Consider the following 24303-nt stretch of genomic DNA (forward strand, 5'->3'; position numbering starts at 1 on the left):
GTCCGCACCGGGTACTGCAAACATGGCCGGGCAACTCGTCGCCCAGTTGAAGGCACTCTGGACGCACCATTTCTGCAAGCTGCCTTTCTACGCGGTGGCAGGCCCCCACCGTGAGATCTACCTGGACCCGGCATCGGTGCCCGATTTCTACAAGGCCGACATCGCGAGCTTCTCGTTCAGGACAGTGGCGATGACGCGTGCCGACTTCGACAGGCTGCCCGCTCATCTGCGGGCGTAGGATTGCCGCCGAGGGACCGCCGGGTGCGCGGTCGGCAATGACCGCATGCAACACGCCAACTCCATCTTTCTCGAAGCGCGTTTCTGGTTCCTGATGCTGGGCTCAGTGGTGCTGCCCTTCGGCATCTACGCGATGCTCATGCTCAAGCGGGCCATCTCCAGGCGCACGGTGCTCCTGCTGGGCTTTGCGCTCATCGCCATCGCGGGCTTCGACGTCTACGTGCTGCAGAAGCTCTCGCAGGCGGCGGCGCGCTCGCCCTCGCGCTTCGATGACGCGCTGTTCGCGGGCGAAGTGTCGGTGGCGCTGTACCTGCTGCCCGCCCTGTTTGCCGGCCTGGGCATCAACATCATTGCGCACGTGTTGAACAATCACCTCGACGCCGCCGAACGGCGCTTTGCCAGGCAGCAGGGCCAGGACGACGAAGACCTAGCGCCCTGAGCGCTCCAGCCACCGCAACGCGCCGCGGGCGGCCACGACGCCGCTGGCCATGCTGGCGGTGATCAGGTAGCCACCGGTGGGCGCCTCCCAGTCCAGCATCTCGCCTGCGCAGAACACGCCCGGCACCGCATGCGCCATGAGGCCCGCGTCCAACGCCTCGAGGCGGACACCACCCGCACTGCTGATGGCCTCGTCGACCGGACGTGGCGCCACCAGCCTGATCGGCAGGGCCTTGATGCCGTCGGCCACCTTCTCCATGTCGTGCATGCCGTCGCGCCCCAGCACTTCATGCAGCAGCGCGGCCTTGACGCCATCCAGGCCCAGGCGACCCTTCAGGTGCCCGGACACCGAGCGCGAGCCGCGCGGATGCGTGGCTTCGGCGAGCACCTGCGCGGCGCTGCGGTCGGGCAGCAGGTCCAGCGTCAAGGTGGCACTGCCGCTGGCGGCGATCTCGTCGCGCAGCAAGCCGGATGCGGCGTAGATCAGGCTGCCCTCGACGCCGGTGGCGGTGGCGACGAACTCGCCCTTCCTGCGCTCGAACTGGCGGCCACGCGAATCGCGGAACTCGATGGCAACCGATTTGAAGGGCTGGCCGGCAAAGCGCTCCGCGAAGTAGTTGCTCCAGCCCACGTCGAAGCCGCAGTTGGCCGGCAGCACCGGCGCCACGTCGATGCCCAGGTCGGCCAGCCACGGCACCCAGGCACCATCCGATCCAAGGCGCGACCAGCTGCCGCCGCCCAGGGCCAGGACGACCGCATCGGCACGGAGGGCGGTCTCGCCGGCCGGCGTCGCGAAGCGCAGGGTCCGGCCTGGCATGGACGCATCGGAAGGCGCCTCGAGTCCACCCAGCCAGCGGTGCCGCATGTGGAACTGAACGCCAGACGCCCTCAGGCGGTGCAGCCAGGCGCGCAACAGAGGCGCGGCTTTCATGTCCGCGGGGAAGACGCGGCCGGAGGTGCCCACGAAGGTCTGGATGCCCAGGCCGTGCGCCCACTCGCGCAACTGATGCGAACCGAAGGCATCCAGCCATGGGCCGATCTGCGCGCTTCGCTCGCCGAAGCGCGATGCAAAGCGTGCAGCGGGCTCCGAATGCGTGAGGTTCAGCCCCCCACGGCCGGCCAGCAGGAACTTGCGGCCCACCGAGGGCATCGCATCGAAGAGTTGCACCTGGGCGCCCGCGGCGGCCAGGGTCTCGGCGGCCATCAGGCCTGCGGGACCGCCGCCGATGACGGCGACAACGGAAGAAGAGGATTTCATCGGGCTTCGCACCGGCGTCGCGGCCCGCCTGGCGGCAAGCTTTCCGCTATGGCTGCCATAGCCTGCGGGCCGGCACGCCGATACTTGGTTTCTGTCACAATGGCCTGCACTTTAGCGGCACCTTCCACACTGCCGCGCAGCCTCGCGCAAAAGGACTATTCCAATGGCCACTGATCTCATCAAACACATTTCCGACTCCTCCTTCGAAGCCGATGTGCTCAAGTCCGGCACGCCCGTGCTGGTGGACTACTGGGCCGAATGGTGCGGTCCGTGCAAGATGATCGCGCCCATCCTCGACGAGGTATCGAGCACCTACGAAGGCAAGCTCACCGTCGCGAAGATGAACGTCGACGAGAACCGCGACATCCCCGCCAAGTTCGGCATTCGCGGCATCCCGACGCTGATGCTGTTCAAGGACGGCCAGTTGGCTGCCACCAAGGTGGGCGCGATGAGCAAGGCGCAACTCACGGCCTTCATCGACCAGCAACTCGCCTGATCGCATGCCCATGATGCCGGCGCGCAACGCGCCGGCACTTTCGTCTTACTTCCTTACCCCCTCGCTTTTTTTGCTGTCATAATCAGCACGAATCGCCGGCCAGGCCCGGTTCGAATTCCCCGGTTTGAGAGGCATCTCTCGCCTCTTGCTCAAACCTCCCCCCGTTTTTCGTCAGACTGCCCCGCTCAAGGGGACATTCCATGCACTTAAACGAACTCAAGGCACTGCACGTGTCTGAAGTCCTCAAGCAAGCCGAAGCGCTCGAGATCGAAAACGTCGGCCGCATGCGCAAGCAGGAGTTGATGTTCGGCATCATCAAGAAGCGCGCGAAGGCCGGCGAACAGGTGTTCGCCGACGGCGTGCTCGAGATCCTGCCCGACGGCTTCGGCTTCCTGCGCAGCCCCGACACCAGCTTCACGGCCAGCACCGATGACATCTACATCAGCCCCAGCCAGGTGCGCCGCTTCAACCTGCACACCGGCGACATGATCGAGGGCGAGGTGCGCATCCCCAAGGATGGCGAACGCTACTTCGCACTCACCAAGCTCGATTCGGTGAACGGCGGCCCGCCGGAGCAGAACAAGCACAAGGTGATGTTCGAGAACCTGACGCCGCTGTTCCCCAAGCAGCTGATGCGTCTGGAGCGCGACAACTTCAAGGGCGACGAGAACATCACCGGCCGCATCATCGACATCATCGCCCCCATCGGCAAAGGCCAGCGCGCCCTGCTGGTGGCGCCGCCCAAGAGCGGCAAGACGGTGATGATGCAGCACATCGCCCACGCCATCAGCGCCAACTACCCCGAGGTGCACATGATGGTGCTGCTGGTGGACGAGCGCCCGGAAGAAGTGACGGAAATGCAGCGCACCGTCAAGGGCGAGGTCATTGCCTCCACCTTCGACGAGCCCGCCGCCCGCCACGTGCACGTGGCCGAGATGGTGATCGAGCGCGCCAAGCGCCTGGTCGAGCTCAAGAAGGACGTGGTGATCCTGCTGGACTCCATCACCCGCCTGGCCCGCGCCTACAACAACGTCGTGCCCTCTTCGGGCAAGGTGCTCACCGGCGGCGTGGACTCCAATGCGCTGCAGCGTCCCAAGCGCTTCCTGGGCGCTGCCCGCAACGTGGAAGAAGGCGGCTCGCTGACCATCATCGGCACCGCGCTCATCGACACCGGCAGCCGCATGGACGAAGTGATCTTCGAAGAGTTCAAGGGCACCGGCAACTCCGAAATCCACCTGGACCGCCGCCTGTACGAAAAGCGCGTGTTCCCCTCGATCCAGCTCAACCGCAGCGGCACCCGCCGCGAAGAGTTGCTGCTGCCGCCTGAGATTCTTCAGAAGACCCGGATCCTTCGCCAGCTCATGTACAACATGGACGAGATCGAGGCGATGGAACTCATGCTCAAGAACATGAAGGCCACGAAGACGAATGTCGAATTCTTCGACATGATGCGTCGCGGCGGATAACGCCCTCGCCTTCAGAGAGAAATGCCCGCCGCTCGCGCTGCGGGCATTTTTCTTTTCAGGTCGGGAGGGCCCGGCCCTCTTCCGCGCTGCGGCGGCCCAGGTCCAGCAGTTCCATCAGCTGGACGGCCTGCTCGGGCGTGACCGGTGCCGGCCCGGTGCCGGCGATGGCGTCGCGCACCGCCGCGTAGTAGCGCGTGTAGTCGCCGGCCAGCGTTGGCACCGTGCCTGCTTCGGGCTGGCCGGAATCGCCGATGAGGGTCAGCGAGCCATCCTCGGGGTCCACGCCCCAACCCTCCCCGCCCGGCCTGGCGCCGGTTCGCAGTGCGTCTTCCTGCGGATCGACGCCGTACTTCACGTAGCTGCCGCGGGTTCCGTGCAGGATGTAGCGCGGCGCGGGGTCGGCAGCCAGCGTGGTGGCGTGCAGCACGGCGCGCAGCGGCGCATGGGGCCCCTGCTCCCAACGCAGCACAGCGTGGAAATAGTCCTCGACCAACGCGCCCTCGCGCAAGGCGGCCGTGTCCAACTGCAACGTGTCGGGCTTGCCGAAGAGCTGCACCGCCTGGTCCATGAGGTGCGCGCCCAGGTCCACCCACAGGCCGGCGCCGGGCACCTTCTGTTCGCGCCAGCGCACGCGCACGTCGGGGCGGTAGCGGTCGAAATGGGACTCGAAGAAGACGGGACGGCCGACCCGGCCCTCCGCCAGCACTTGGCGTAACGTGAGAAAATCCGAATCGAAGCGACGATTCTGATAGACGGACACAATCTTTCTACGGCTTCGCGCCAGGTCGGCCAGTTCGCTCGCCTGCGCCGCGTCCAGCGTGAAGGGCTTGTCGACCACCACGTGCCGGCCGGCGGCCAGCGCCGCCTTGGCCACCGGGAAATGGGCCTCATTGGGCGTGGCGACCACGACAAGGTCGATGGCCAGATCCGCCGCCATCAGCGCCTCCACATCGGGCACGATTGCCGCACCGGGCCAGTCGGCCAGGACCTTGTCGGCCTGGCTGCTGGCGACCGCGGCCAACTGGAGGCCCGGGACGACCGAAAGCACGGGCGCGTGGAAGGTCTGGCCGGCAAAGCCGTAGCCGACGAGTCCGACACGAAGCGGTGGCTGGGTGGGCATGAGGTTCTCTTTCCGGAATCTGCTCGATATGCGATAATCGAAGGCTACCAGCGAAAAGTGCAGCCGCTTTGGTCCCTGAATTGTTCGGGTGCCTCCCAAGTTCTTGCGTGCTGTGGCTCTCGCATTTGACCTCAAGGAAAGACCATGAAAGAAGGCATCCACCCCAACTACCGCGAAGTTCTGTTCGTCGACCTGTCGAACGGCTTCAAGTTCGTGACCCGCTCCTGCGTTCCTACCAAGGAAATGGGCAAGACCGACGACGGCCGCGAACTGCCCCTGTTCAAGCTGGACACCTCCAGCGAATCGCACCCCTTCTACACCGGCACGCAAAAGTCGGTGGACAACATGGGTGGCCGCGTCGAGAAGTTCCGCAACCGCTTCGGCAAGACCGCCGCCAAGTAAGGCGCGCGCCTCTCGCACCAGGGCAGCCCGGGTCACCGCGCTGCCCTTTTTCATTCCGGCCATCGCGCACAAGCCACAACAATACCTGCGTTGAACCAGCCAAACCCCGCCATCGTTGCCCAGAGCGCCGTGCGCCGCCTCCCGCGGTTCGCGCTGATCCTGCTGTGCGTCGCCTACCTGATGCCCGGCCTGCTGGGACGCGGGCCATGGAAGAGCGAGGACATCACGGCCTTCGGCTACATGATGGAGCTGGCGCACACGCAAGAGGGCGTCATGCGCTGGCTCGATCCGCTGCTCATGGGCATGCGACCCGAGACGCTGGCCCTCATTCCCTACTGGGTGGGCGCCTGGGCCATACAGATCGCGCCGGGCTGGATCAACCCCGACCTGGCGGTGCGGATCGTCTTTGCCGTGTTCCTCTGGGGCACCTTCAGCGCGACCTGGTACGCGGTCTACTACTTCGCCCGCACGCCGCAGGCCCAGCCCGTGGCCTTTGCCTTCGGTGGCGAGGCCCGGCCCAAAGACTATGCGCGCGCCATCGCCGATGGCGGCCTGATGGCCCTCATCGCTTCCCTCGGCCTGGCGCAGTTGGGCCACGAGACCACGCCTGCCCTGACGCAGCTCTTCTTCGTCGCCAGCATGTTCTATGGCATGGCCGCGCTTCCCTATCGCCATGTTGCCGGGGCCGTCGCCATGGCACTGGGCGTGGTGGGCATGGCCCTGAGCGGCGGCCCGACCGTGGCCATGATCCTGGGCGGCGGCTGCGCCTTGTACGCCGCCTACGAGTGGCGGCGCAGCACCCGCGGCGATGACCAGGAGACCGTTGCCGAGGAAGACGGCGAGCGCAAGACCTATGGCGCCATGTCCTTCGTAATCATCGCCGGCGCGACGGCGCTGGCCGGTGCCCTCGCCTTTGCGCTGGACCTGGTGCAGTGGCGCATCGAGCTGCCCGGCGCACGCCCCGGCGAGACGGTTGCCGGCGACCTGCGCAGCCTGCTGCGCCTGCTGATCTGGTTCACCTGGCCGGCGTGGTTGCTGGTGCTGTGGGCCCTGTGGCGCTGGCGCCGCCAGCTCAAGGCCCGCCACGTGGCGGTTCCGCTGTGGTTCGTGCTGGTGCCGCTGGTGGCCACCGCCATCACCGACTTCGCCCAACGCTCGCTGCTGCTGGCCCTGCCTGCACTGGCCACGCTCTCGGCCTTTGCGCTGCCCACCTTCCGCCGCAGCGCCTCTGCGCTCATCGACTGGTTCACCCTGCTCTTCTTCAGCGGATCGGCGCTGATCATCTGGGTGTACTACATCGCGATGCAGACGGGCTTTCCGGCCAAGCCGGCGGCCAACGTGGCCCGACTGGCGCCCGGCTTCGTGCCGCAGTACTCCACCGTGGCCCTGATCTTCGCCATTGCAGCCACCATCGCCTGGGCCTGGCTGGTGCGCTGGCGCACCGGGCGCCACCGCGCGGCGTTGTGGAAGACGCTGGTGCTGCCTGCCGGCGGCGCTGCGCTGTGCTGGACGCTGGTCATGACGCTGTGGCTGCCGCCGCTGGACTACGCTCGCAGCTACGTCCCGCAGGTGAAGGCGGTGCAGCAGCTGGTGGGCCGCGAAGACAATGGCTGCCTCGCCGAGCTTCAACTCGAGCGGCCCCACATCGCCGCCCTGCGCTACCACGGCGCGTTCACGCTGCAGCCGTTGACTTCCGACTCCAGGTGCCGCTGGCTGCTGGTCAACCCGGAAGCCATCGGCGGGCTGCACGACATCATCGACCTGCACCAGTGGCGGCTGATCCGTACGCTGCGCCGGCCCACGGCCAAGAGCGACGACCTGCTGCTGTACCAGCGCATGACGCCGTGACGGGCGGCCGCGCCGACAGCCGGTCCGAAGTCCGCTTCATCACGCGCCACGCCGGCACGGTGCTGGTGGGGCAGCTGGCGGTGATGGCCTTCAGCGTCACCGACACCATCGTCGCCGGCCGCTATGCCGAGGGTGCGCTGGCCGCCCTGTCGGTGGCCGCGGCCATCTTCATCAGCGTCTTCGTCTCCCTCATGGGGGTGCTGCAGGCGCTGCTGCCGGTATGGGCCGAGCTGCACGGCGCCCGCCGCGAGAACGAGGTCGGCCGCTCGGTACGCCAGTCGCTGTACCTGTGCGCCGCCACCATCGTGATCGGGATGGCGATCCTGCTGTATCCCGGCCCCCTGCTGCGCTGGACCGAGGTACCCGACTCCATGCGGGTCGAGGTCGAGCGCTACCTGGGCGTCCTGGCCTTCGCGCTGGCGCCTGCCCTGCTCTTTCGGCTGTTCAGCACGCTGAGCCAGAGCCTGGGCCTGCCCAAGGTGGTGACGATGCTGCAGATCGTGGCCCTCTTCATCAAGCTGCCTCTGTCGATCTGGTTCACCTTCGGCGGCGCGGGCGTGCCGGCCATGGGCCTGGTGGGCTGCGGCTGGGCCACGCTGGTGGTCAACTGGCTGCTGCTGGGCAGCGCGGTCTGGCTGCTGCGCCATGACCAGGCCTACCGCGCCTGCCGCATCTGGCAGCGCTTGGAGGCGCCCGACTGGCGGCAGATCGGCCAGTTCGCGCGCCTTGGCATCCCGGCCGGAATGGCGGTGCTGGTGGAGGTGACCTCTTTCACCTTGATGGCCCTCTTCATCGCCCGGCTCGGCACGGCCGCATCGGCCGCGCACCAGATCGCTTCCAACCTGACCGCGTTGGCCTACATGGTGCCGCTCTCCCTGGCCATCGCGACCAGCGCACGCGTGAGCTGGTGGCTGGGCGCCTCAAACCCGGCGCAGGCCCGCCGCGCCTGCGCAACGGGCCTGGTAATCGCGCTGGGCTGCGCCCTGCTGCTGGCGGCCGTCATGCTGCTGGGGCGACGGCAGTTGGCCAACATCTATTCGGACAACCCGCAGGTGATCCAGGTCGCCAGCCTGCTGCTGCTGGCCACCGCGCTCTACCACCTGGCCGACGCCATCCAGACCCTGTGCGTGTTCGTGCTGCGCTGCTACCGCGTGACGGTGGGCCCGCTGCTCATCTACTGCACGCTGCTGTGGGGCGTGGGCCTGGGCGGCAGCTACGCGCTGGCCTACCGGGGGCTGGGCCCCTGGCCGGCGATGCAGTCGCCGCTGGCCTTCTGGCTGATGTCGGCGCTGGCGCTGCTGCTGACCGCAGTGCTCTTCGCCGCCCTGCTGTGGCGGACGGTGAAGCGCTTCAGGCCCGCAGGCTGACAGCCGCGGCCGGCCGCACACGCGCCACCGGCAGCACCAGCGCGAAGCGCGAGCCCTTGCCCACCGTGCTCTCGATGCGCAGCTCGCCGCCGTGGCGCTGGGCGATGTGCTTGACGATGGCCAGGCCCAGGCCGGTGCCGCCCGTCTCGCGCGAGCGGCTGCGGTCGACCCGGTAGAAGCGCTCGGTCAGGCGGGGAATGTGCTCTGCCGACACGCCGGGCCCGGTGTCGCGCACCGAGTATTCGCCGCGGCCGTCGGGCAGCAGGCGCCAGGCCACCATGACTTCGCCGCCGCCCGGCGTGTAGCGGATCGCGTTGCTCAGCAGGTTGGACATGGCGCTCTGCAACTCGACCGAAGCGCCCGAGAGCTCCGACTCAGCTTCCTGCGAGAAGGAAAGCTTGTGCCCCTGCGTGGTGATCTGCTTCGAAAGTGCCCGCCCCTCTTCCTCGCAATGCGCCAGCAGCGCGCGCACCGGCGTCCACTGGCTCACGGGCGGCGGCGCATTGCCTTCCAGGCGCGAGAGGGTCAGCAGGTCGTTCACCAGCGTTTCCATGCGATGCGACTGCTGCGCCATCAGGCGCAGGTAGCGGGAACGCTCCTCGGCATCCAGGGGCAGGCTCTGCAGGGTCTCCACGAAGCCCGCCAGCACCGTGAGCGGCGTACGGATCTCGTGCGACACGTTGGCCACGAAGTCGCGGCGCATGGTGTCGGCCTGCTCCAGTGCCGTGATGTCGCGCGTCAGCAGCATGCGGCGGTTGCCGGCATAGGGATGGACCTGCATCGACAGCCGCACCGGCTGGTTGCGTCCGGTCGGCTGCGCAGGCGCGTCGATCACCACGTCGCGGCTGTAGTTCCAGGAAGCCAGGTAGGCCACGAAGGCCGGGTCGCGCACCAGGTTCGCCAGGTGCTGCTGCAGGTCGCGCTTGGGGTCGATGCCGAACTGCTGCGCCGCCGTCTCGTTGCACCACTCGATGCGGCCCTGCTCGTCGATCAGCACCACGCCGTTGGGCGAGGCCTGGATGGCCGCCAGGAACTCCTGCAGGCGGTCGTGCGACTGGCGGATCTGCAGGTCGCGCTCGCGCAGCACCTTGCGGATGCGTTCGGCCAGTTCGCCCCAGACGCCCGATCCGCGCGAGGGCAGCGCCGAGACGTCGCGCCGCATCACGTTCAGCAGGCGCTGGGCCCGAACGGCGTCGAGCAGCAGCCAGAAAGCCGCGCCCGCCCAGGCGCCGATCCAGAAGAAGGACGCGCGGAAGAAGGCGTAGGCAATGGCCCCGCCAACGATGGACGACAAAAGGAATGTGGCAACGCGGAAAGGCATTGCTGGAATTATCTGTGGCACAGGGCCCGCACGCTGCAAAGCGTGCGGGAGCAGGAAGCGCCAGGGATCAGACGGTGACCTGGGCGGTCAGCCGGTAGCCTGCACCGCGCACCGTCTCGATCATGGCCGCGGCCGCGCCCAGCGATTCGCGCAGGCGCTTGACGTGCACGTCCACCGTGCGTTCCTCGATGTAGACGTGGTCGCCCCAGACCTTGTCGAGCAGCTGGGCGCGGCTGTGCACCCGTTCGGCGTGGCGCATCAGGTACGCCAGCAGCTTGAACTCGGTCGGACCGACCTTCAGGGCCGTGCCCTGCCAGGTCACGCGGTGCGTGGCGGCGTCCAGCGCCAGCTCGCCGATCTCCACGCGCTCCGAGGTGGCCTCGGGCGCGCGGCGGCGCAGCACGGCGCGGATGCGCGCCAGCATCTCCTGCGTGGAGAAGGGCTTGGTGATGTAGTCGTCAGCGCCAGCGTCCAGCCCGGCGATCTTGTCGGGCTCGTCGCCGCGGGCCGTCAGCATCAGGATCGGGATGGCCTTGGTGCGCGCATCCTTGCGCCACTGGCGCGCCAGCACCAGGCCGCTCTGGCCGGGCAGCATCCAGTCGAGCAGGATCAGGTCGGGGGCCAGCGTATCGATCTCGCGCTGGGCAGCCTCGCCGTCCTCGGCCCAGATGGGGTCGAAGCCGTTGTGGCGCAGATTGACCGCGATCAGCTCGGCGATCGACGACTCGTCTTCAACGATCAGGACTCTTGGTTTCTTCATGGTGTCTTTTCGAGCTCCCTTCGTTCAGCGCGCCTTCACTGGACGGCCGATTCGATCTCTTCCATCGAAGTGTGCCGCACGTCGGCGCCCTTGACGATGTAGATGATGAATTCTGCGATGTTCTTCGAATGGTCGCCGATGCGCTCGATCGCCTTGGCCAGGAACAGCAGGTCCAGGCTGGCGGAGATGGTGCGCGGGTCTTCCATCATGTAGGTGACCAGCTTGCGCACGAAGCCGTCGAACTCGTTGTCGATCAGGTCGTCGTCCTTCAGGATCGACACCGCCGCGTTCACGTCCAGGCGGGCGAAGGCGTCCAGCGCCTTGCGCAGCAGGCCCGAGGCCAGGTCGCCGGCCACGCGCAGCTCGTTGGAGGGCAGCGCGCGGGCGGCGCCGCTCTCGATGATCGACTTGACCATGCGTGCCATCTTGTTCGCCTCGTCGCCCACGCGCTCGAGGTTGGCGGTGGTCTTGGAGATGGCGATGAGCAGGCGCAGGTCGCGCGCCGTCGGTTGGCGGCGCGCGATGATGGACGACAGCTCGCGGTCGATCTCCATTTCCAGCGCGTTCACGCGGTGCTCGGTCTCCATCACGCGGTCGGCCGCGTCGGCGTCGAAATGCGCCAGCGAATAGATCGCCTGGTGGATCTGCGCCTCGACCATGCCGCCGAGCTCCATCACGCGTGACGAGACGCCGTTGAGCTCGGAATCGAATTGACTGGACAGGTGTTTTTCGGTCATGAAAGTCCTTGTGCGTTGCGTGCTCAGCCGAAGCGACCGGTGATGTAGTCCTCGGTCTCCTTGCGCTTGGGCTTGAAGAACATCTGCTCGGTGGCACCGAACTCGATCAGGTCGCCCAGGTACATGTAGGCGGTGTAGTCGCTGCAGCGGGCGGCCTGCTGCATGTTGTGGGTCACGATGACCACGGTGTACTCGCTCTTGAGCTCGGCGATCAGTTCCTCGATCTTCGCGGTGGAGATCGGGTCCAGTGCGGAGCAAGGCTCGTCCAGCAGCAGCACCTCGGGCTTGATGGCGATGCCGCGGGCGATGCACAGGCGCTGCTGCTGGCCGCCGGAGAGGCCCGAGCCGCTTTGCTGCAGCTTGTCGCGCACCTCGGTCCACAGGGCGGCCTTCTTCAGCGCCCATTCGACGCGGTCGTCCATGTCGGAGGAGCTCAGGTTCTCGAACAGCTTCACGCCGAAGGCGATGTTGTCGTAGATCGACATCGGGAACGGCGTGGGCTTCTGGAACACCATGCCGACCTTGGCACGGATCAGGGCCACGTCCTGCTTGGAAGTCAGCAGGTTCTCGCCGTCCAGCTCGATGGCGCCCTCGGCGCGCTGCTCGGGATAGAGCTCGAACATGCGATTGAAGGTGCGCAGCAGGGTCGACTTGCCGCAGCCCGACGGGCCGATGAAGGCCGTCACCTTATTCTCGGGGATTTCGAGGTTGATGCCCTTGAGCGCGTGAAACTTGCCGTAGTAGAAGTTCAGGTCCTTGACCGAGATCTTGGCGCGCGACGGGGTCTGCACTTGGGTGGTAGGCATGGTGTTCTCTTCTGCTTAGTGTTTCGTGCGCGTCAGCACGCGCGCCAGGATATTGAGGGCCAGCACCGCCACGGTGATCAGGAACACGCCGGCCCAGGCCAGCTGCTGCCAGTTCTCGTAGGGGCTCATGGCGAACTTGAAGATGGTCACCGGGAGGCTCGCCATCGGCTGCGTCACGTCCGCGGTCCAGAACTGGTTGTTCAGGGCGGTGAAGAGCAGCGGCGCGGTTTCGCCCGAGATGCGGGCCACGGCCAGCAGAATGCCGGTCACCACGCCGGCGCGGGCGGAGCGCAGCGTGATGCTGCTGATCACCTTCCACTTGGGCGTGCCCAGCGCATAGGCGGCTTCGCGCAGGCCCGGCGGAATGAGCTGCAGCATGTTCTCGGTGGTGCGGATCACCACCGGGATGACGATCAGCGCCAGCGCCACCGCGCCTGCAATGCCGGAGAAGGACTTGAAGCGCGCCACGATCACGGCGTAGACGAACAGGCCGATCACGATGGACGGCGCCGACAGCAGGATGTCGTTGACGAAGCGCGTCAGGCTCGAGAGCCAGCCCTTGGGGTTGTACTCGGCCAGGTAGATGCCGGCCATGATGCCGATGGGCGTGCCCACGAAGGTGGCCATGAGCACCATCACCAGCGAGCCGAAGATGGCGTTGAGGATGCCGCCCGTCTCGTTGGGCGGCGGCGTCATCTCGGTGAAGGTGGCCAGCGCCAGGCCGCCCACGCCCAGGCGCAGCGTTTCCCAAAGGATCCAGATCAGCCAGAACACGCCGAAGGCCATGGCGGCCAGCGACAGCGCCAGTGCAACGGAATTCACGCGCTTGCGGGTGGCATAGCGAGCCGCGCGGGTTTCGGCCAGCTGTTGCTTGGCCAGCAGGCGTTGTGCGGTGCTCACGATTTCTTTCCTTCGCTCTTCTGCATGCGCTGCAGCAGCAGCTTGGACAGCGTGAGCACGACGAAGGTGATGAAGAACAGCACCAGGCCCAGGTACATCAGCGCGGCCTGGTGCAGGCCGGCGCCAGCTTCGGCGAACTCGTTGGCCAGGGCCGAGGTAATGCTGTTGGCCGCCTCGAAGACCGAGAGCGAATTGAGCTGGTTCATGTTGCCGATCACGAAGGTGACCGCCATGGTCTCGCCCAGGGCACGTCCCAGGCCGAGCATGATGCCGCCGACCACGCCGGCCTTGGTGTAGGGCAGCACGACCTTGGACACCACTTCCCAGGTGGTGGAGCCCAGCCCGTAGGCGGACTCCTTCAACAGCGCCGGCGTGACTTCGAACACGTCGCGCATCACCGAGGCGATGAAGGGGATGATCATGATGGCCAGGATGATCCCGGCCGACAGGATGCCGATGCCCACGGGCGGGCCCGACACCAGCGCGCCCAGGAAGGGCACGCCCGCGAAGAGCTTCTGCAGCGGCTGCTGCACGTAGGTGGCCAGGATCGGGCCGAACACCAGCAGGCCCCACATGCCGTACACGATGGAAGGCACCGCCGCCAGCAGTTCGATGGCCGTGCCCAGCGGGCGCTTGAGCCACGCGGGCGAGAGCTCGGTCAGGAACAGCGCAATGCCGAAGCTGACTGGCACCGCGATGAGGAGCGCGATGAACGAGGTGGCCAGCGTGCCGTAGATCATCACCAGCCCGCCGAAGTCTTCCTGCACCGGATCCCAAACGCTGCGCGTGAGGAAGCTCAGGCCGTACTTCGAGATGGCGGGCCAGGCGCCCATCACCAGCGAGATCAGGATGCCGATCAGCAGCGCCAGGGTCAGCAGGGCCGCCGACTTCGCGGCCAGGCCGAACAGCCGGTCGGCCATGGGCCCGGAGCGTGCGGCCTTGGCCGGTGGCGGATTGGCGCCGGAAGCGCGAGAGCGCTCGGCCGCGAGGTCGAGCGCACCCGCCGGAGCGGGAAATGTGGATGACACGGTGTGCTCCCTGGCCGGCGCGCCTTCTGCGGTGGTGCTCATGCGCTGCCGGCCTGGTGGGTTGGACTTACTTGTACGAAACGGCCTTGCCGGCGGTGTCCTTCACCTCGAGCCACTCTTCGGTGATCGCGGTCTTCACCGTGTTGGGCATGGGCACGTAGTCCAGGTCGTCGGCGGTCTTGTCGCCGTTCTTGTAGGCCCAGTCGAAGAACTTCAGGACGCTGGCGGCCTGGGCCGGCTTGTCCTGGGCCTTCTGCATCAGGATGAACGTGGCGCCGGTGATGGGCCACGAATCCTTGCCCGGCTGGTTGGTCAGCACCTGGTAGAAGGTCTTGCTCCACTCGGCACCGGCGGCGGCGGCCTTGAAGGCCGAGTCGTCGGGCGAGACGTAGCTGCCGGCCGCGTTCTGCAGCTGGGCGTAGGTCATCTTGTTCTGCTTGACGTAGGCGTACTCGACGTAGCCGATCGAGTTGGGCAGGCGGTTCACGAAAGCGGCCACGCCTTCGTTGCCCTTGCCGCCCGCGCCGGTGGGCCAGTTCACGGCCGTACCTTCGCCGACCTTCGACTTCCAGTCGGCGTTGACCTTGCTCAGGTAGTTGGTGAACAGGAAGCTGGTGCCCGAACCGTCGGCGCGGCGCACCGGGGCGATGGCAGCATCAGGCAGGTTCAGCGAGCCGTTCAGGGCCTTGATGGCCGGGTCGTTCCACTTGGTGATCTTGCCCAGGTAGATGTCGCCCAGCACGGCGCCGCTCAGCTTGAGCTCGCCCGGCTTGATGCCCTGGATGTTCACCACGGGGATCACGCCGCCGATGACCGTGGGGAACTGGACCAGGCCCTTGGCCTTGAGTTCTTCGTCCTTCAGGGGCATGTCGGAGGCGCCGAAGTCCACCGTCTTGGCTTCGATCTGCTTCAGGCCGGCACCCGAGCCGACCGACTGGTAGTTGATCTTCACGCCGGTGGCCTTGTTGTAGTCGGCCGCCCACTTGGCGTACAGCGGAGCCGGAAAGCTGGCGCCGGCGCCGGTCACGTCCTGCGCGAAGGCAGGCAGGGCAAAAGCCGCGGCAACGAACCCGGTTGCAGCAAAAGTGGAGATCTTCTTCATTGAATGCTTCCTAGATAAAGGTAGTCGATGCCCCTTGCGGGGTTGCGCGGACTCTAAAAAGCTTGTGTGACACGTCTATGACACCTCGTCTGAGAGGGAGGAACACGCTTCATTCACTTTCGGTTTCATGACGTGTCACGCAGTCGTCACAAAGCCGCCGGGGCCCAGCGGCTACCATCGATTCCTTTCTCCGGCCTTCTTCCCGCCTCAATAAAACCCATGCAAAACGGCACCCGCCTGGCGGCGGTCGATCTCGGCTCCAACAGCTTCCGTCTCGAAATCGGACAGGTCGACCACGGCCAGATCCAGCGCACCGAGTACCTCAAGGAAACCGTCCGCCAGGGAAACGGCCTGGACAAGGACCGAAACCTGACCCCCGACGCCATGCAGCGCGGCTGGGACGCCCTGGCCCGCTTCGGCGAGCGTCTGTCCGGTTTCAAGGGATCACACGTGCGCGCTGTCGCGACCCAGACATTGCGCGAGGCCCGCAACCGCGACGAGTTCCTGCTGCGCGCGCGCACTGCCCTGGGCTTCGGCATTGACGTCATTCCCGGCCGCGAAGAGGCCCGGCTGATCTACCAGGGCGTGGCGCACATGCTCCCGCACAACGACGAATCGGACCGCGAGCGCCGTCTGGTGGTCGACATCGGTGGCCGGTCCACCGAGATGATCCTGGGCCAGGCGCTGGAGGCCCACACCATGGAGTCCTACCGGGTGGGCAGCGTGGCTTGGTCGATGAAGCACTTTCCGGACGGCCAGTTCACCCACCAGGCCTTCCGCGCCGCCGAAGTGGCGGCCAAGGCGGTGCTCGACGACGCCCTGAGCGCCTATTCGCGCGTCAACTGGGACGTGGCCTACGGCGCCTCCGGCACCATCGGCGCGGTGGGCGACATTTTGGAGATGGCCGGCCAGAGTTCCGGCGTGGTCACCCGCGACGGCCTGAACTGGCTGGCGGACCGGCTGGTGAAGGCGGGCAGCGCGGACAAGATCCGCCTGGAAGGCCTGCGCGAAGACCGCAAGGCGGTGATCGGCGGCGGCCTGTCGGTGCTGCGCGCGGTGTTCGACCTGCTGGACATCGGCGAGATGCGCATCGCCCAGGGCGCCCTGCGCCATGGCGTGCTCTACGAACTGCTGGAACGCGACGAGAGCGTGGCCGACATGCGATCGGCCACCGTGGTGCGCCTGTCGGCCCGCTTCAACGCCGATGCGACGCAGGCCGCCCGGGTCACCGAATGCGCCTCGCAGCTGTTCGTGCAGATGGTGCCCGGAGGCCGCGGCGCCAGCACCACCACCCGCGAAGGCCGCGCGCTGCGCAAGCTGGGCTGGGCGGCCCAGCTGCACGAGGTGGGCGTGCAGATCTCGCACAGCGAGTACCACAAGCACGGCGCCTACATCCTGGACAACGCGGACGCGCCCGGCTTCGACGTGGAGGACATGCACATCCTCAGCCAGCTGGTGCTGGGCCACCACGGCAAGCTGCGCAAGGTCGAGGCCTCGCTGGCCGAGCCGATCTTCGCGACCCAACTGCTGGCGCTGCGCCTGGCCGTGCTGCTGTGCCACGCGCGGCGCGACCCGGACCCACTGGCACTGAAGGTGGCGACCGGCGGCTCGCGCGACTTCAGCGTGACTTGCAGGGCCGGATGGGCCGAGGCCTTTCCGCAGTCCGCCCACCTGCTGCGCGAGGAAGCGCTGGCCTGGCAGAAGGCGGGCTGGCGGGTGCGGCTCTCGGGCTGCTAGCGCCGCCTCGCAGGGCGAAGCTCAGACCAGCTCGGGCGACTGCACCGTGACCACCACGGTCTGCACGTCGCCATCGCGCTCGCGCGTGCGGATCCACCAGACCGCGCCCTTGCGAACGGGGCAGCTGTCCTGCTGCATGCCCAGCAGCAGCGCGATCGACTGGCCCAGCGAAGGCTGGTGACCCACCAGCAGCACCACCGACTTGCCATTGGGCCAGCCGGCCACCGACAAAAGCGCGTCGGGCGTGCTGTCGGGCGCCAGCTCGGGCCGCATCTTGTACCGGCGGCCCAGCGACAGCACCGTCTGCTCGCAACGCGTGGCCGGGCTGGAGATGATGCGCGTGCCCTCGGGCAGCTGGCGGTCCAGCCAGTTGGCCATGCGCTTGGCCTGCTTCTCGCCGCGTGAGGTGAGCGCGCGGGCCATGTCGTCGCAGCCTTCGGTCCAGTCCTCGGCCTCGGCGTGCCGCCAGAAAATCAGGTCCATGTGCGAGTCTCTTTCAGTCTCTGGATGCCAAGCGGCGCAGGCCGCGTGAGGCGTAGCGGCCCATGAGGGCCGTCTGGGCCCCGTGAGCTTCGATGGTGCGCGAAGCGCCCTCCTCGCCTGCATGGGTGTCGCGCAGCACGCGCTGGTACTCGCCGTCAGGCCCCAGTTCCCAGGCGTCGCGGCCGTCGTGCAGGTAGGCCACCAGGCACTCGTCGATCAGGCGCTGGCGCAGGCCGGGGTCGGTCACCGGCCAAGCCACCTCGACGCGCCGCAGCATGTTGCGGTTCATCCAGTCGGCGCTGGAGAGGTAGAGCGACTCGTCCTCGCCGCTTCTGAAGTAGAAGACGCGCGAATGCTCCAGGAAACGCCCGATGACCGAGCGCACCCGGATGTTGTCGGTATGCCCCGGCACCTGCGCCGCCAGGGTGCAGGCGCCGCGAATGATCAGGTCGATGCGCACGCCCTTCTGCCCGGCGCGGATCAGCGCGGCGATGAGCTGCTCGTCGGTGAGTGCGTTCATCTTCGCCACGATGCGGGTCGACTCGCCGCGCGCGGCGGCAGCGCCCAGCGCGTCCACCTGCGCGATCACGTTCTTGTGCAGGTCGAAGGGCGCCACCCACATCCGGTTGAGCTTGGGCAGCTTCACCTGGCTGGCCAGGTGCACGAAGACCGCGTCCATGTCGGCCGTGAGCAGCGGATCGGCCGTGAGATGGCTGATGTCGGTGTAAAGCCGCGCGGTCTTGGGGTTGTAGTTGCCGGTGGACATGTGGCCGTAGCGCACCAGGCGCCGGCCTTCCCGGCGGGTCACCAGCAGCATCTTGGCGTGCGTCTTCAGGCCCACCACGCCGTACAGCACCTGCGCGCCGATGGACTCCAGCATCTCGGCCCAGTTGATGTTGGCTTCTTCGTCGAAGCGCGCCTTGAGCTCCACCACCACCGTGACTTCCTTGCCGCGCCGCACGGCCTCGCGCAGCAGCTCCATCAGCTCCGAGTCGGTGCCGGTGCGGTAGATGGTCTGCTTGATGGCCAGCACCTGCGGGTCGTGCACCGCCTCGCGCAGAAAGCTCAGCACGCCCTCGAAGCTCTCGAAGGGCTGGTGGATCAGCGCGTCGCTGCGCTGCAGCCGGTCGAAGATCGACTGGCCAGTGGCCAGGCTCAGCGGATAGGAAGGCTGGTAAGGCGGGAAGAACAGGCCGGGCTCGTCCAGCAGGTCCACCATCTGCGTGAGGCGCGCCAGGTTCACCGGGCCGTGCACGCGGTACAGGGACTGCGGCGGCAGGTTGAATTGCGCCAGCAGGAAGCTGGCGAGCGACTCGGCGCAGCTGGCCGACACCTCCAGGCGCACGGCCTGGCCATAGTGGCGGTGCTCCAGGCCCCGTCGCAGCGCGGTGCGCAGGTTCTTCACGTCCTCCTCGTCCACCGCCAGGTCGGAGTGGCGCGTGAGGCGGAACTGCGAGAACTCGCCCACCTCGCGCCCGGGGAACATGCTCTGCAGGTGCGCCCGAACGATGGACGACAGCGCCACGAACAGCGTCTTGCCGCCCGACACCTTGGCCGGCAGACGCACGATGCGCGGCACCACGCGCGGCAGCTTGACGATGGCGATCGGGTTGTCGCGCCCGAAGGCATCCACCCCGCCCAGGCGCACGATGAAGTTGAGCGACTTGTTGGCCACCGCCGGAAAGGGATGCGCCGGATCGAGGCCCACGGGCACCAGCAACGGGCGCACCTCGCGCTCGAAATACTCGTGCACCCACTTGCGCTGCGCCGGGTTGCGCTCGCCGTGCGAAATGATCTGGATGCCCTGCGCCCCGAAAGCTGGCATCAGCGCCTCGTTATAGAGCGCGTATTGGCGCCCCACCAGGTCGTGGACGGCCGCGGACAGCCTCTCGAAGGACTCGACGCTGTAGTTGCCCTTCTGGTCACCCGCGCCGTAGGCGATCAGGTGCGGGGCCGCACGCACCTCGAAGAACTCATCGAGGTTGGAAGAAACGATACAGAGGTAGCGCAGGCGCTCGGCCAACGGCACGTCGGGGCGTTGCGCCCAGTCGAGCACTCGCTCGTTGAAGGCAAGAATGCTGTGGTCGCGATCCAGGAGGACGGAGCTCGCCTCTGCCGCAATGGATGCACTCAGCTGGGAAGAGTCGGTAAGCATGAACACGGATTCTGGAACCAAGCGGCGCCCATTGGCGCCTTGTGGCGGGAACATGACAGTCTCCCGTGTCTGTATGACAGTTCCGTGACGACGTCATATTCAGGATGACAACCGCTATTTCCCGAGGAAATGGCGGCGGTAGCGCGGCGGCAGGTCGTCCAGGCGCATCAGCATGGGCAGGTCGGCCGTGTTGAAGTCCGGGTCCCAGGCCGGGGCGCCCAGCACCTTCGCGCCCAGGCGCAGGTAGCCGCGGATCAGCGCGGGCGCCTCGACGTCGAGGCTGCCGTCCAGCCGCTCGACCGGCAGCGGCAGGCGCGGCTGCACGTGGTAGCGGATGGGCGCCATGTGGGTTGCCGACAATTGGCGCCAGATGCTGGCCGCGGCGTCGCCGCTGGTGACGCCATGGTGCCGCATCGGGATGCTGGCGCAGCCGATCATCGTGTCCAGCCGGTTGCGCTGCATGAAGCCGGCCAGCGCACCCCACAGGGCCAGGATCACCCCGCCCTGGCGGTGGTCGGGGTGCACACAGCTGCGCCCCAGTTCCACCATGCGTTCACGCAGGTCGCGCAGGCGGGTCAGGTCGAACTCGGTGTCGCTGTAGGTGCTGCCGACGCGCCGCGCCTGAGCGGGTGTCAGCACGCGGTAGGTGCCGATGACCTCGCGCGTGGCCTCGTCGCGCACCAGCAGGTGCTCGCAGAAGTCGTCGAACAGGTCGACGTCATGGCCGGGAATTGGCGTGGACAGGCGCGCGCCCATCTCACCGGCGAAGATCTGGTAGCGCAGGCGCTGGGCGGCGCGCACCTCGTCCTGGTGGCGCGCCCAGCTGACTTCGAGGCCGCTATTGGAGTCTGCGGGTTGCGGCTGCACTGCCGGCAACGCGATGCCGGACGGCGCCTGCAGCAGCGCGGCGACGGAGGGGGACAGGTTGGCGCCGGCGCGGCGCCGCTGGCCACGCAGGGCCAGGTTCGACAGGGGCAATGTCGGGGTGGGCAGTTCTCTCATAGGTGGCCACAGTCTCCGAGGGGGGCATGAATGCTGCATGTCAGTTGCATGGCATTTGCATGACGTGCGGCCATTCGCGCTTGGGCGTCTAATGCGCTCTTTTCCATCCCATCCGTCCTCAAAAAAGAAAGCTGGAGAACCCATGGCCAGTGAGCCGATCGACCTCGAAACGCGCCGCCACCAGATGTTCCCGGCGCTCACCCCGCAGGAGGTGGACCGCATCCGCCGCTTCGGCGGCGTGCGCCACTACGCCAGGGGCGAGTGCCTGTTCACGGCGGGCGAGCCCGGGCCGGGCATGTTCGTGGTGCTGTCCGGGCAGGTGTCCATCACCCAGCGCGACGGGCTGGGCCACGTGGTGCCCATCGTCCAGCAAGGTGCGGGGCAGTTCATGGCCGAGGTGGGGCAGCTCTCCGGCCAGCCCGCCCTGGTCGACGGCCATGCGGACGAGGACGTGGAGGTGCTGCTCATCCCCCCGGAACAATTGCGCGCCATGATCATTGCCGAGGCCGACCTGGGCGAGCGCGTGGTGCGGGCGCTGATCCTGCGGCGCGTGGCCCTGATCGAGGCCGGCGCCAGCGGGCCGGTGCTGATCGGGCCGCCGGGCGACGCGGACATCCTGCGCCTGCAGACCTTCCTCAGCCGCAACGGACATCCCTATCACCTGGTCGATGCCAGCACCGACGTGGACGCGGCGGCGCTGCTGGAGCAGTACGGGCAATGCCAGGTGCTGGCCGTCTGCCCCAGCGGCTCGGTGCTCATCAATCCGTCGGAAGACGCGCTGGCGCGCTGCCTGGGCATGCTCGACAGCGGCGAGCGCGAGGACCTCTTCGACGTGCTGGTCGTCGGCGCGGGCCCGGCGGGCCTGTCGACCGCCGTCTATGCCGCATCGGAAGGACTGCGTGTGATGGTGGTGGACTGCCGCTATTTCGGCGGCCAGGCCGGCGCCAGTGCCCGCATCGAGAACTACCTGGGCTTTCCCACCGGCATCTCGGGCGGCGCGCTTGCGGGCCGGGCCTACGTGCAGGCGCAGAAGTTCGGCGCCGAGCTCCTCATTCCTGCGCAGGTGGTCGGTCTGGATTGCGAGGCGGCCCACGAGGGCGGCCCGCTCACGGTCACGCTGGCCGACGGCCGGGTGCTGCGCTCCAGGACCATCGTGGTGGCCAGCGGCGCACGCTACCGGCGGCCCACCGTGCCGCGCCTGCCCGAGTTCGAGGGCCGCGGCATCTGGTTCTGGGCCTCGGCGCTGGAGGCGCGCTTCTGCGCGAACCAGGAGATCGCTCTGGTGGGCGGCGGCAACTCGGCCGGCCAGGCGGCGGTGTTCCTGTCGCAGCATGCCGCCAAGGTCAACGTGCTGGTGCGGGGGCCGTCCCTGGCGGCCAGCATGTCGCGCTACCTGATCGACCGGCTGGACGCCACGCCCAATATCGAGCTGCACCCGCACACCGAGCTGGTGCGGCTTCACGGAGAGCCCGACCGCGGGCTGGAAGGCGCCACCTGGTTCAACCGCCAGCTGGCCGCGGAGCACGACTGCCAGGCGCACAACATCTTCCTGTTCGTGGGCGCCGAGCCCGAGACGCAATGGCTCGCGGGCTGCGGCGTGGCGGTGGACTCGCACGGCTTCGTCCTGACGGGCGCGGCCGCTGCGGCATCTGTTGCACCACACAAGAAGGGGCATTCGCCGACCACGCTGGAGACCAGCGTGCCCGGCGTGTTCGCAGTGGGCGACGTGCGGTCGGGATCGGTCAAGCGCGTGGGCGGCGCGATCGGCGAAGGCGCGGCGGCGGTGGCCTCGATCCACCAGCGGCTGTCCAACACGCAGGCGGTGGCGTAGCAGTAGCGCACATCGATTAGTCCCGCCGGACACGGGTCATGGGGTGCGTGGCTATGCTGGCCGCGACCCTTCAACACAGTTATGGAAGAGCGCTCCATGCCCGACGCAAACAAGACCATCGACGTCTATTCCTGGCCCACGCCCAACGGCCACAAGGTCCACATCATGCTGGAGGAGTGCGGCCTGCCCTACCGCGCGCATCCGGTGAACATCGGCAAGGGCGACCAGTTCGCACCCGAGTTCCTGGCCATCAGCCCCAACAACAAGATTCCCGCCATCACCGACCCCGAGGGGCCGGACGGCGAGCCCATCTCCTTGTTCGAGTCGGGCGCCATCCTGGTGTACCTGGCGGGCAAGACCGGCAAGTTCCTGCCGCAGGGCGACCGCGCGCGCTACGAGGTGCTGCAGTGGCTCATGTTCCAGATGGGCGGCGTGGGCCCCATGCTGGGCCAGGCGCACCACTTCCGCATCTATGCGCCGGAGAAGATCGGCTATGCGATCGACCGCTACACCAACGAGGCCAAGCGGCTCTACGGCGTGATCGACCGGCAGCTCGCCAGGCACCGCTTCATCGCGGGCGACAGCTACACCATCGCCGATATCGCCGTCTTCCCGTGGCTGCGCAGCTGGCAGAACCAGGGCATCGTGCTGGAGGACTATCCGCACCTGAAGAAGTGGTTCGAAGCCATCGAGCAGCGCCCGGCCGTGCAGCGCGGCGTGAAGGTGCTGGCCGACCTGCGCAAGCCCCTCACCGACGACAAGTCGCGCGACATCCTTTTCGGCAAGTCGCAGTACGAGCGGCGCTGATCAAAAAAGAGGCAGTCCCGCGCGGGCTATAATCGTGGGCTTGTCGGGGCGTAGCGCAGCCTGGTAGCGCATCTGCTTTGGGAGCAGAGGGTCGCGAGTTCGAATCCCGCCGCCCCGACCATTGATACCGAAAGAAGGCCGCTGGCAGTTTCTGCCCGCGGCCTTCGACGTTTTCAGGCCTGCGAGGCAGTGTGCACGGCGTGCAACTTCTGCATGCCGCCCAGCCACCGGTCGTAGTCGGCTGCCTTGGCCTGGAAGTACTGCAGCACCTGCGGATGCGGCAGCACCAGGAATTTCTCTTCCTGCATGGTTGCCACCACCTCGCCCGCCACCTGCTCGGGGCTCAGGATGCCGTCATGTCCTGCGGAGCCGCCGTCGCCGGTGACCATGCCGGTCTGCACCGACTGCGGGCACAGACAGGACACGCGCACCCCCTTGCGACCGTAGGCGATGCGCAGCCATTCGGCAAAGGCCACGGCCGCATGCTTGGTCACGCCGTAGGGCGCGGTCTCCACGATGTTGAGCAGGCCGGCGGCCGAGGCCGTGACTAGGAAGTAGCCCTCGCCGCGCTGCACCATCTCCGGCACCACTGCGCGAGCGGCCCATACGTGGGCCATGCCGTGGATCTGCCACATCTTGTCCCACAGCGCGTCCACCAGTTCGAAGCCGCCCATGCGCCCGAGGATGCCGGCGTTGGAGATGTAGATGTCGACCTGGCCGAAGCGCTCGCGCGCAGCGGCGACCAGGGCCTGGATGTCGGCCTCCTGGCTCACGTCGCATTGAACTGCCAGGGCGTTCTCGCCGATGTCGCCGGCCACCGCCTGCGCGCCGGCCAGGTCGAGGTCGGCCACCACCACCCCGCGTGCGCCCTCCTGCGCGAATCGCATCGCGATGCCACGGCCGATGCCGCTGGCGCCGCCCGTGACCACTGCCACCTTGTTCCGGATTTCCATGTCAGTCTCCTGTACTTGCTATCGGCGGCATTCTCGACCGCGGCCGCCG

Annotated in this window: 23 protein-coding genes and 1 tRNA gene; 11 read left to right on the plus strand and 13 right to left on the minus strand. The window is 67.5% G+C overall.

Going from position 1 to position 24303, the window contains the following annotated elements:
* Positions 1-22: 22 nt before the first annotated feature.
* Complete coding sequence (locus BM345_RS23355) at positions 23-238, plus strand: hypothetical protein (protein WP_093384367.1); 216 nt, start codon at positions 23-25, stop codon at positions 236-238.
* Between the two features lie 45 nt (positions 239-283).
* The gene (locus BM345_RS23360; protein ID WP_093384369.1) at positions 284-676 is read left to right on the plus strand and encodes a hypothetical protein; all 393 of its coding nucleotides are present in this window, start codon (positions 284-286) and stop codon (positions 674-676) included.
* On the opposite strand, the gene BM345_RS23365 is transcribed toward BM345_RS23360, so the two are convergent.
* Positions 665-1933: a TIGR03862 family flavoprotein gene (locus tag BM345_RS23365; protein WP_093384372.1), complete on the minus strand. Its 1269-nt coding sequence runs from the start codon at positions 1931-1933 to the stop codon at positions 665-667. The two genes, BM345_RS23360 and BM345_RS23365, sit on opposite strands and share 12 nt — an antisense overlap.
* Positions 1934-2096: 163 nt before the next feature.
* Here BM345_RS23365 and trxA point away from each other — a divergent pair, with 163 nt between their 5' ends.
* Both trxA and rho read left to right on the plus strand, forming a co-directional pair.
* Positions 2097-2429, plus strand: coding sequence for a thioredoxin TrxA (trxA, locus tag BM345_RS23370; RefSeq protein ID WP_093384374.1), 333 nt, complete (start codon positions 2097-2099; stop codon positions 2427-2429).
* 200 nt (positions 2430-2629) lie between these two features.
* Positions 2630-3895, plus strand: a complete 1266-nt coding sequence (gene rho / locus BM345_RS23375; RefSeq protein ID WP_093384377.1) for a transcription termination factor Rho — start codon at positions 2630-2632, stop codon at positions 3893-3895.
* A 55-nt stretch (positions 3896-3950) separates the two neighbouring features.
* Here rho and BM345_RS23380 read toward each other — a convergent pair whose 3' ends face one another.
* Entirely contained in the window at positions 3951-5015 is a 1065-nt protein-coding gene (locus BM345_RS23380) for an oxidoreductase (RefSeq protein WP_093384379.1), read from the minus strand.
* A gap of 144 nt (positions 5016-5159) precedes the next feature.
* Between BM345_RS23380 and BM345_RS23385 the strand changes: the two genes are divergently transcribed.
* The 3 genes from BM345_RS23385 to BM345_RS23395 all read left to right on the plus strand — a co-directional run bounded on the left by BM345_RS23385 (position 5160) and on the right by BM345_RS23395 (position 8632).
* Complete coding sequence (locus BM345_RS23385; RefSeq protein ID WP_093384382.1) at positions 5160-5417, plus strand: type B 50S ribosomal protein L31; 258 nt, start codon at positions 5160-5162, stop codon at positions 5415-5417.
* 90 nt (positions 5418-5507) lie between these two features.
* Positions 5508-7265 carry a hypothetical protein gene (locus BM345_RS23390; protein WP_093384384.1) on the plus strand — a complete coding sequence of 586 codons (1758 nt, stop codon included), beginning with the start codon at positions 5508-5510 and terminating at the stop codon, positions 7263-7265.
* The gene (locus tag BM345_RS23395; protein WP_302847594.1) at positions 7262-8632 is read left to right on the plus strand and encodes an MATE family efflux transporter; all 1371 of its coding nucleotides are present in this window, start codon (positions 7262-7264) and stop codon (positions 8630-8632) included. The genes BM345_RS23390 and BM345_RS23395 overlap by 4 nt, the downstream gene beginning before the upstream one ends.
* On the opposite strand, the gene phoR is transcribed toward BM345_RS23395, so the two are convergent.
* From phoR to pstS, 7 genes are all read right to left on the minus strand, one after another.
* A complete protein-coding gene (gene phoR / locus BM345_RS23400; RefSeq protein WP_093384387.1) occupies positions 8616-9953 on the minus strand; it encodes a phosphate regulon sensor histidine kinase PhoR in 1338 nt (445 codons plus the stop codon). The genes BM345_RS23395 and phoR overlap by 17 nt on opposite strands.
* A 67-nt stretch (positions 9954-10020) precedes the next feature.
* A complete protein-coding gene (phoB, locus tag BM345_RS23405; RefSeq protein ID WP_093384389.1) occupies positions 10021-10713 on the minus strand; it encodes a phosphate regulon transcriptional regulator PhoB in 693 nt (230 codons plus the stop codon).
* Between the two features lie 35 nt (positions 10714-10748).
* On the minus strand, positions 10749-11450 hold the full coding sequence (gene phoU / locus BM345_RS23410) for a phosphate signaling complex protein PhoU (protein WP_093384392.1): 702 nt from the start codon (positions 11448-11450) through the stop codon (positions 10749-10751).
* Positions 11451-11473: 23 nt separating this feature from the next.
* Positions 11474-12256, minus strand: coding sequence for a phosphate ABC transporter ATP-binding protein PstB (pstB, locus tag BM345_RS23415; protein WP_093384394.1), 783 nt, complete (start codon positions 12254-12256; stop codon positions 11474-11476).
* Positions 12257-12271: 15 nt separating this feature from the next.
* The gene (gene pstA / locus BM345_RS23420; RefSeq protein ID WP_093384397.1) at positions 12272-13156 is read right to left on the minus strand and encodes a phosphate ABC transporter permease PstA; all 885 of its coding nucleotides are present in this window, start codon (positions 13154-13156) and stop codon (positions 12272-12274) included.
* Positions 13153-14076, minus strand: coding sequence for a phosphate ABC transporter permease subunit PstC (gene pstC / locus BM345_RS23425; protein WP_254789952.1), 924 nt, complete (start codon positions 14074-14076; stop codon positions 13153-13155). The genes pstA and pstC overlap by 4 nt, the downstream gene beginning before the upstream one ends.
* Positions 14077-14251: 175 nt before the next feature.
* Positions 14252-15286 (minus strand): phosphate ABC transporter substrate-binding protein PstS, encoded by a 1035-nt coding sequence (pstS, locus tag BM345_RS23430; RefSeq protein WP_093384402.1) that lies wholly within the window; start codon positions 15284-15286, stop codon positions 14252-14254.
* Positions 15287-15505: 219 nt separating this feature from the next.
* Between pstS and BM345_RS23435 the strand changes: the two genes are divergently transcribed.
* Positions 15506-17023, plus strand: a complete 1518-nt coding sequence (locus BM345_RS23435) for a Ppx/GppA phosphatase family protein (protein ID WP_093384405.1) — start codon at positions 15506-15508, stop codon at positions 17021-17023.
* 21 nt (positions 17024-17044) lie between these two features.
* On the opposite strand, the gene BM345_RS23440 is transcribed toward BM345_RS23435, so the two are convergent.
* The 3 genes from BM345_RS23440 to BM345_RS23450 form a co-directional block, all read right to left on the minus strand.
* Positions 17045-17506 carry a SixA phosphatase family protein gene (locus BM345_RS23440; protein WP_093384408.1) on the minus strand — a complete coding sequence of 154 codons (462 nt, stop codon included), beginning with the start codon at positions 17504-17506 and terminating at the stop codon, positions 17045-17047.
* 13 nt (positions 17507-17519) lie between these two features.
* Positions 17520-19661 (minus strand): polyphosphate kinase 1, encoded by a 2142-nt coding sequence (ppk1, locus tag BM345_RS23445; RefSeq protein WP_254789946.1) that lies wholly within the window; start codon positions 19659-19661, stop codon positions 17520-17522.
* Positions 19662-19775: 114 nt separating this feature from the next.
* The gene (locus BM345_RS23450) at positions 19776-20663 is read right to left on the minus strand and encodes a GNAT family N-acetyltransferase (RefSeq protein WP_093384413.1); all 888 of its coding nucleotides are present in this window, start codon (positions 20661-20663) and stop codon (positions 19776-19778) included.
* A gap of 142 nt (positions 20664-20805) precedes the next feature.
* Here BM345_RS23450 and BM345_RS23455 point away from each other — a divergent pair, with 142 nt between their 5' ends.
* The 3 genes from BM345_RS23455 to BM345_RS23465 all read left to right on the plus strand — a co-directional run bounded on the left by BM345_RS23455 (position 20806) and on the right by BM345_RS23465 (position 23422).
* Positions 20806-22494 (plus strand): FAD-dependent oxidoreductase, encoded by a 1689-nt coding sequence (locus BM345_RS23455; RefSeq protein ID WP_093384416.1) that lies wholly within the window; start codon positions 20806-20808, stop codon positions 22492-22494.
* A 96-nt stretch (positions 22495-22590) separates the two neighbouring features.
* Positions 22591-23301, plus strand: coding sequence for a glutathione binding-like protein (locus BM345_RS23460; RefSeq protein ID WP_093384419.1), 711 nt, complete (start codon positions 22591-22593; stop codon positions 23299-23301).
* A gap of 44 nt (positions 23302-23345) precedes the next feature.
* Positions 23346-23422, plus strand: a tRNA-Pro gene (locus BM345_RS23465).
* Between the two features lie 52 nt (positions 23423-23474).
* Here the strand turns inward: BM345_RS23465 and BM345_RS23470 are convergent.
* Positions 23475-24254: an SDR family oxidoreductase gene (locus BM345_RS23470; RefSeq protein WP_093384421.1), complete on the minus strand. Its 780-nt coding sequence runs from the start codon at positions 24252-24254 to the stop codon at positions 23475-23477.
* Between the last annotated feature and the right edge of the window lie 49 nt (positions 24255-24303).

The organism is Variovorax sp. OV329 (genome assembly GCF_900114785.1).
Classification (GTDB): domain Bacteria; phylum Pseudomonadota; class Gammaproteobacteria; order Burkholderiales; family Burkholderiaceae_C; genus Variovorax.

Bases quoted from the DNA above. Each gene is read 5' to 3' on its own strand.
- BM345_RS23450 (WP_093384413.1), bottom strand. From the start codon at position 20,663: ATGAGAGAACTGCCCACCCCGACATTGCCCCTGTCGAACCTGGCCCTG.
- BM345_RS23360 (WP_093384369.1), top strand. From the start codon at position 284: ATGCAACACGCCAACTCCATCTTTCTCGAAGCGCGTTTCTGGTTCCTG.
- BM345_RS23435 (WP_093384405.1), top strand. From the start codon at position 15,506: ATGCAAAACGGCACCCGCCTGGCGGCGGTCGATCTCGGCTCCAACAGC.
- BM345_RS23440 (WP_093384408.1), bottom strand. From the start codon at position 17,506: ATGGACCTGATTTTCTGGCGGCACGCCGAGGCCGAGGACTGGACCGAA.
- phoR (WP_093384387.1), bottom strand. From the start codon at position 9,953: ATGCCTTTCCGCGTTGCCACATTCCTTTTGTCGTCCATCGTTGGCGGG.
- BM345_RS23380 (WP_093384379.1), bottom strand. From the start codon at position 5,015: ATGCCCACCCAGCCACCGCTTCGTGTCGGACTCGTCGGCTACGGCTTT.
- BM345_RS23365 (WP_093384372.1), bottom strand. From the start codon at position 1,933: ATGAAATCCTCTTCTTCCGTTGTCGCCGTCATCGGCGGCGGTCCCGCA.
- ppk1 (WP_254789946.1), bottom strand. From the start codon at position 19,661: ATGCTTACCGACTCTTCCCAGCTGAGTGCATCCATTGCGGCAGAGGCG.
- BM345_RS23470 (WP_093384421.1), bottom strand. From the start codon at position 24,254: ATGGAAATCCGGAACAAGGTGGCAGTGGTCACGGGCGGCGCCAGCGGC.
- BM345_RS23355 (WP_093384367.1), top strand. From the start codon at position 23: ATGGCCGGGCAACTCGTCGCCCAGTTGAAGGCACTCTGGACGCACCAT.
- pstC (WP_254789952.1), bottom strand. From the start codon at position 14,076: ATGGCCGACCGGCTGTTCGGCCTGGCCGCGAAGTCGGCGGCCCTGCTG.
- pstS (WP_093384402.1), bottom strand. From the start codon at position 15,286: ATGAAGAAGATCTCCACTTTTGCTGCAACCGGGTTCGTTGCCGCGGCT.
- phoU (WP_093384392.1), bottom strand. From the start codon at position 11,450: ATGACCGAAAAACACCTGTCCAGTCAATTCGATTCCGAGCTCAACGGC.
- trxA (WP_093384374.1), top strand. From the start codon at position 2,097: ATGGCCACTGATCTCATCAAACACATTTCCGACTCCTCCTTCGAAGCC.
- BM345_RS23455 (WP_093384416.1), top strand. From the start codon at position 20,806: ATGGCCAGTGAGCCGATCGACCTCGAAACGCGCCGCCACCAGATGTTC.
- rho (WP_093384377.1), top strand. From the start codon at position 2,630: ATGCACTTAAACGAACTCAAGGCACTGCACGTGTCTGAAGTCCTCAAG.
- phoB (WP_093384389.1), bottom strand. From the start codon at position 10,713: ATGAAGAAACCAAGAGTCCTGATCGTTGAAGACGAGTCGTCGATCGCC.
- pstB (WP_093384394.1), bottom strand. From the start codon at position 12,256: ATGCCTACCACCCAAGTGCAGACCCCGTCGCGCGCCAAGATCTCGGTC.
- BM345_RS23460 (WP_093384419.1), top strand. From the start codon at position 22,591: ATGCCCGACGCAAACAAGACCATCGACGTCTATTCCTGGCCCACGCCC.
- BM345_RS23385 (WP_093384382.1), top strand. From the start codon at position 5,160: ATGAAAGAAGGCATCCACCCCAACTACCGCGAAGTTCTGTTCGTCGAC.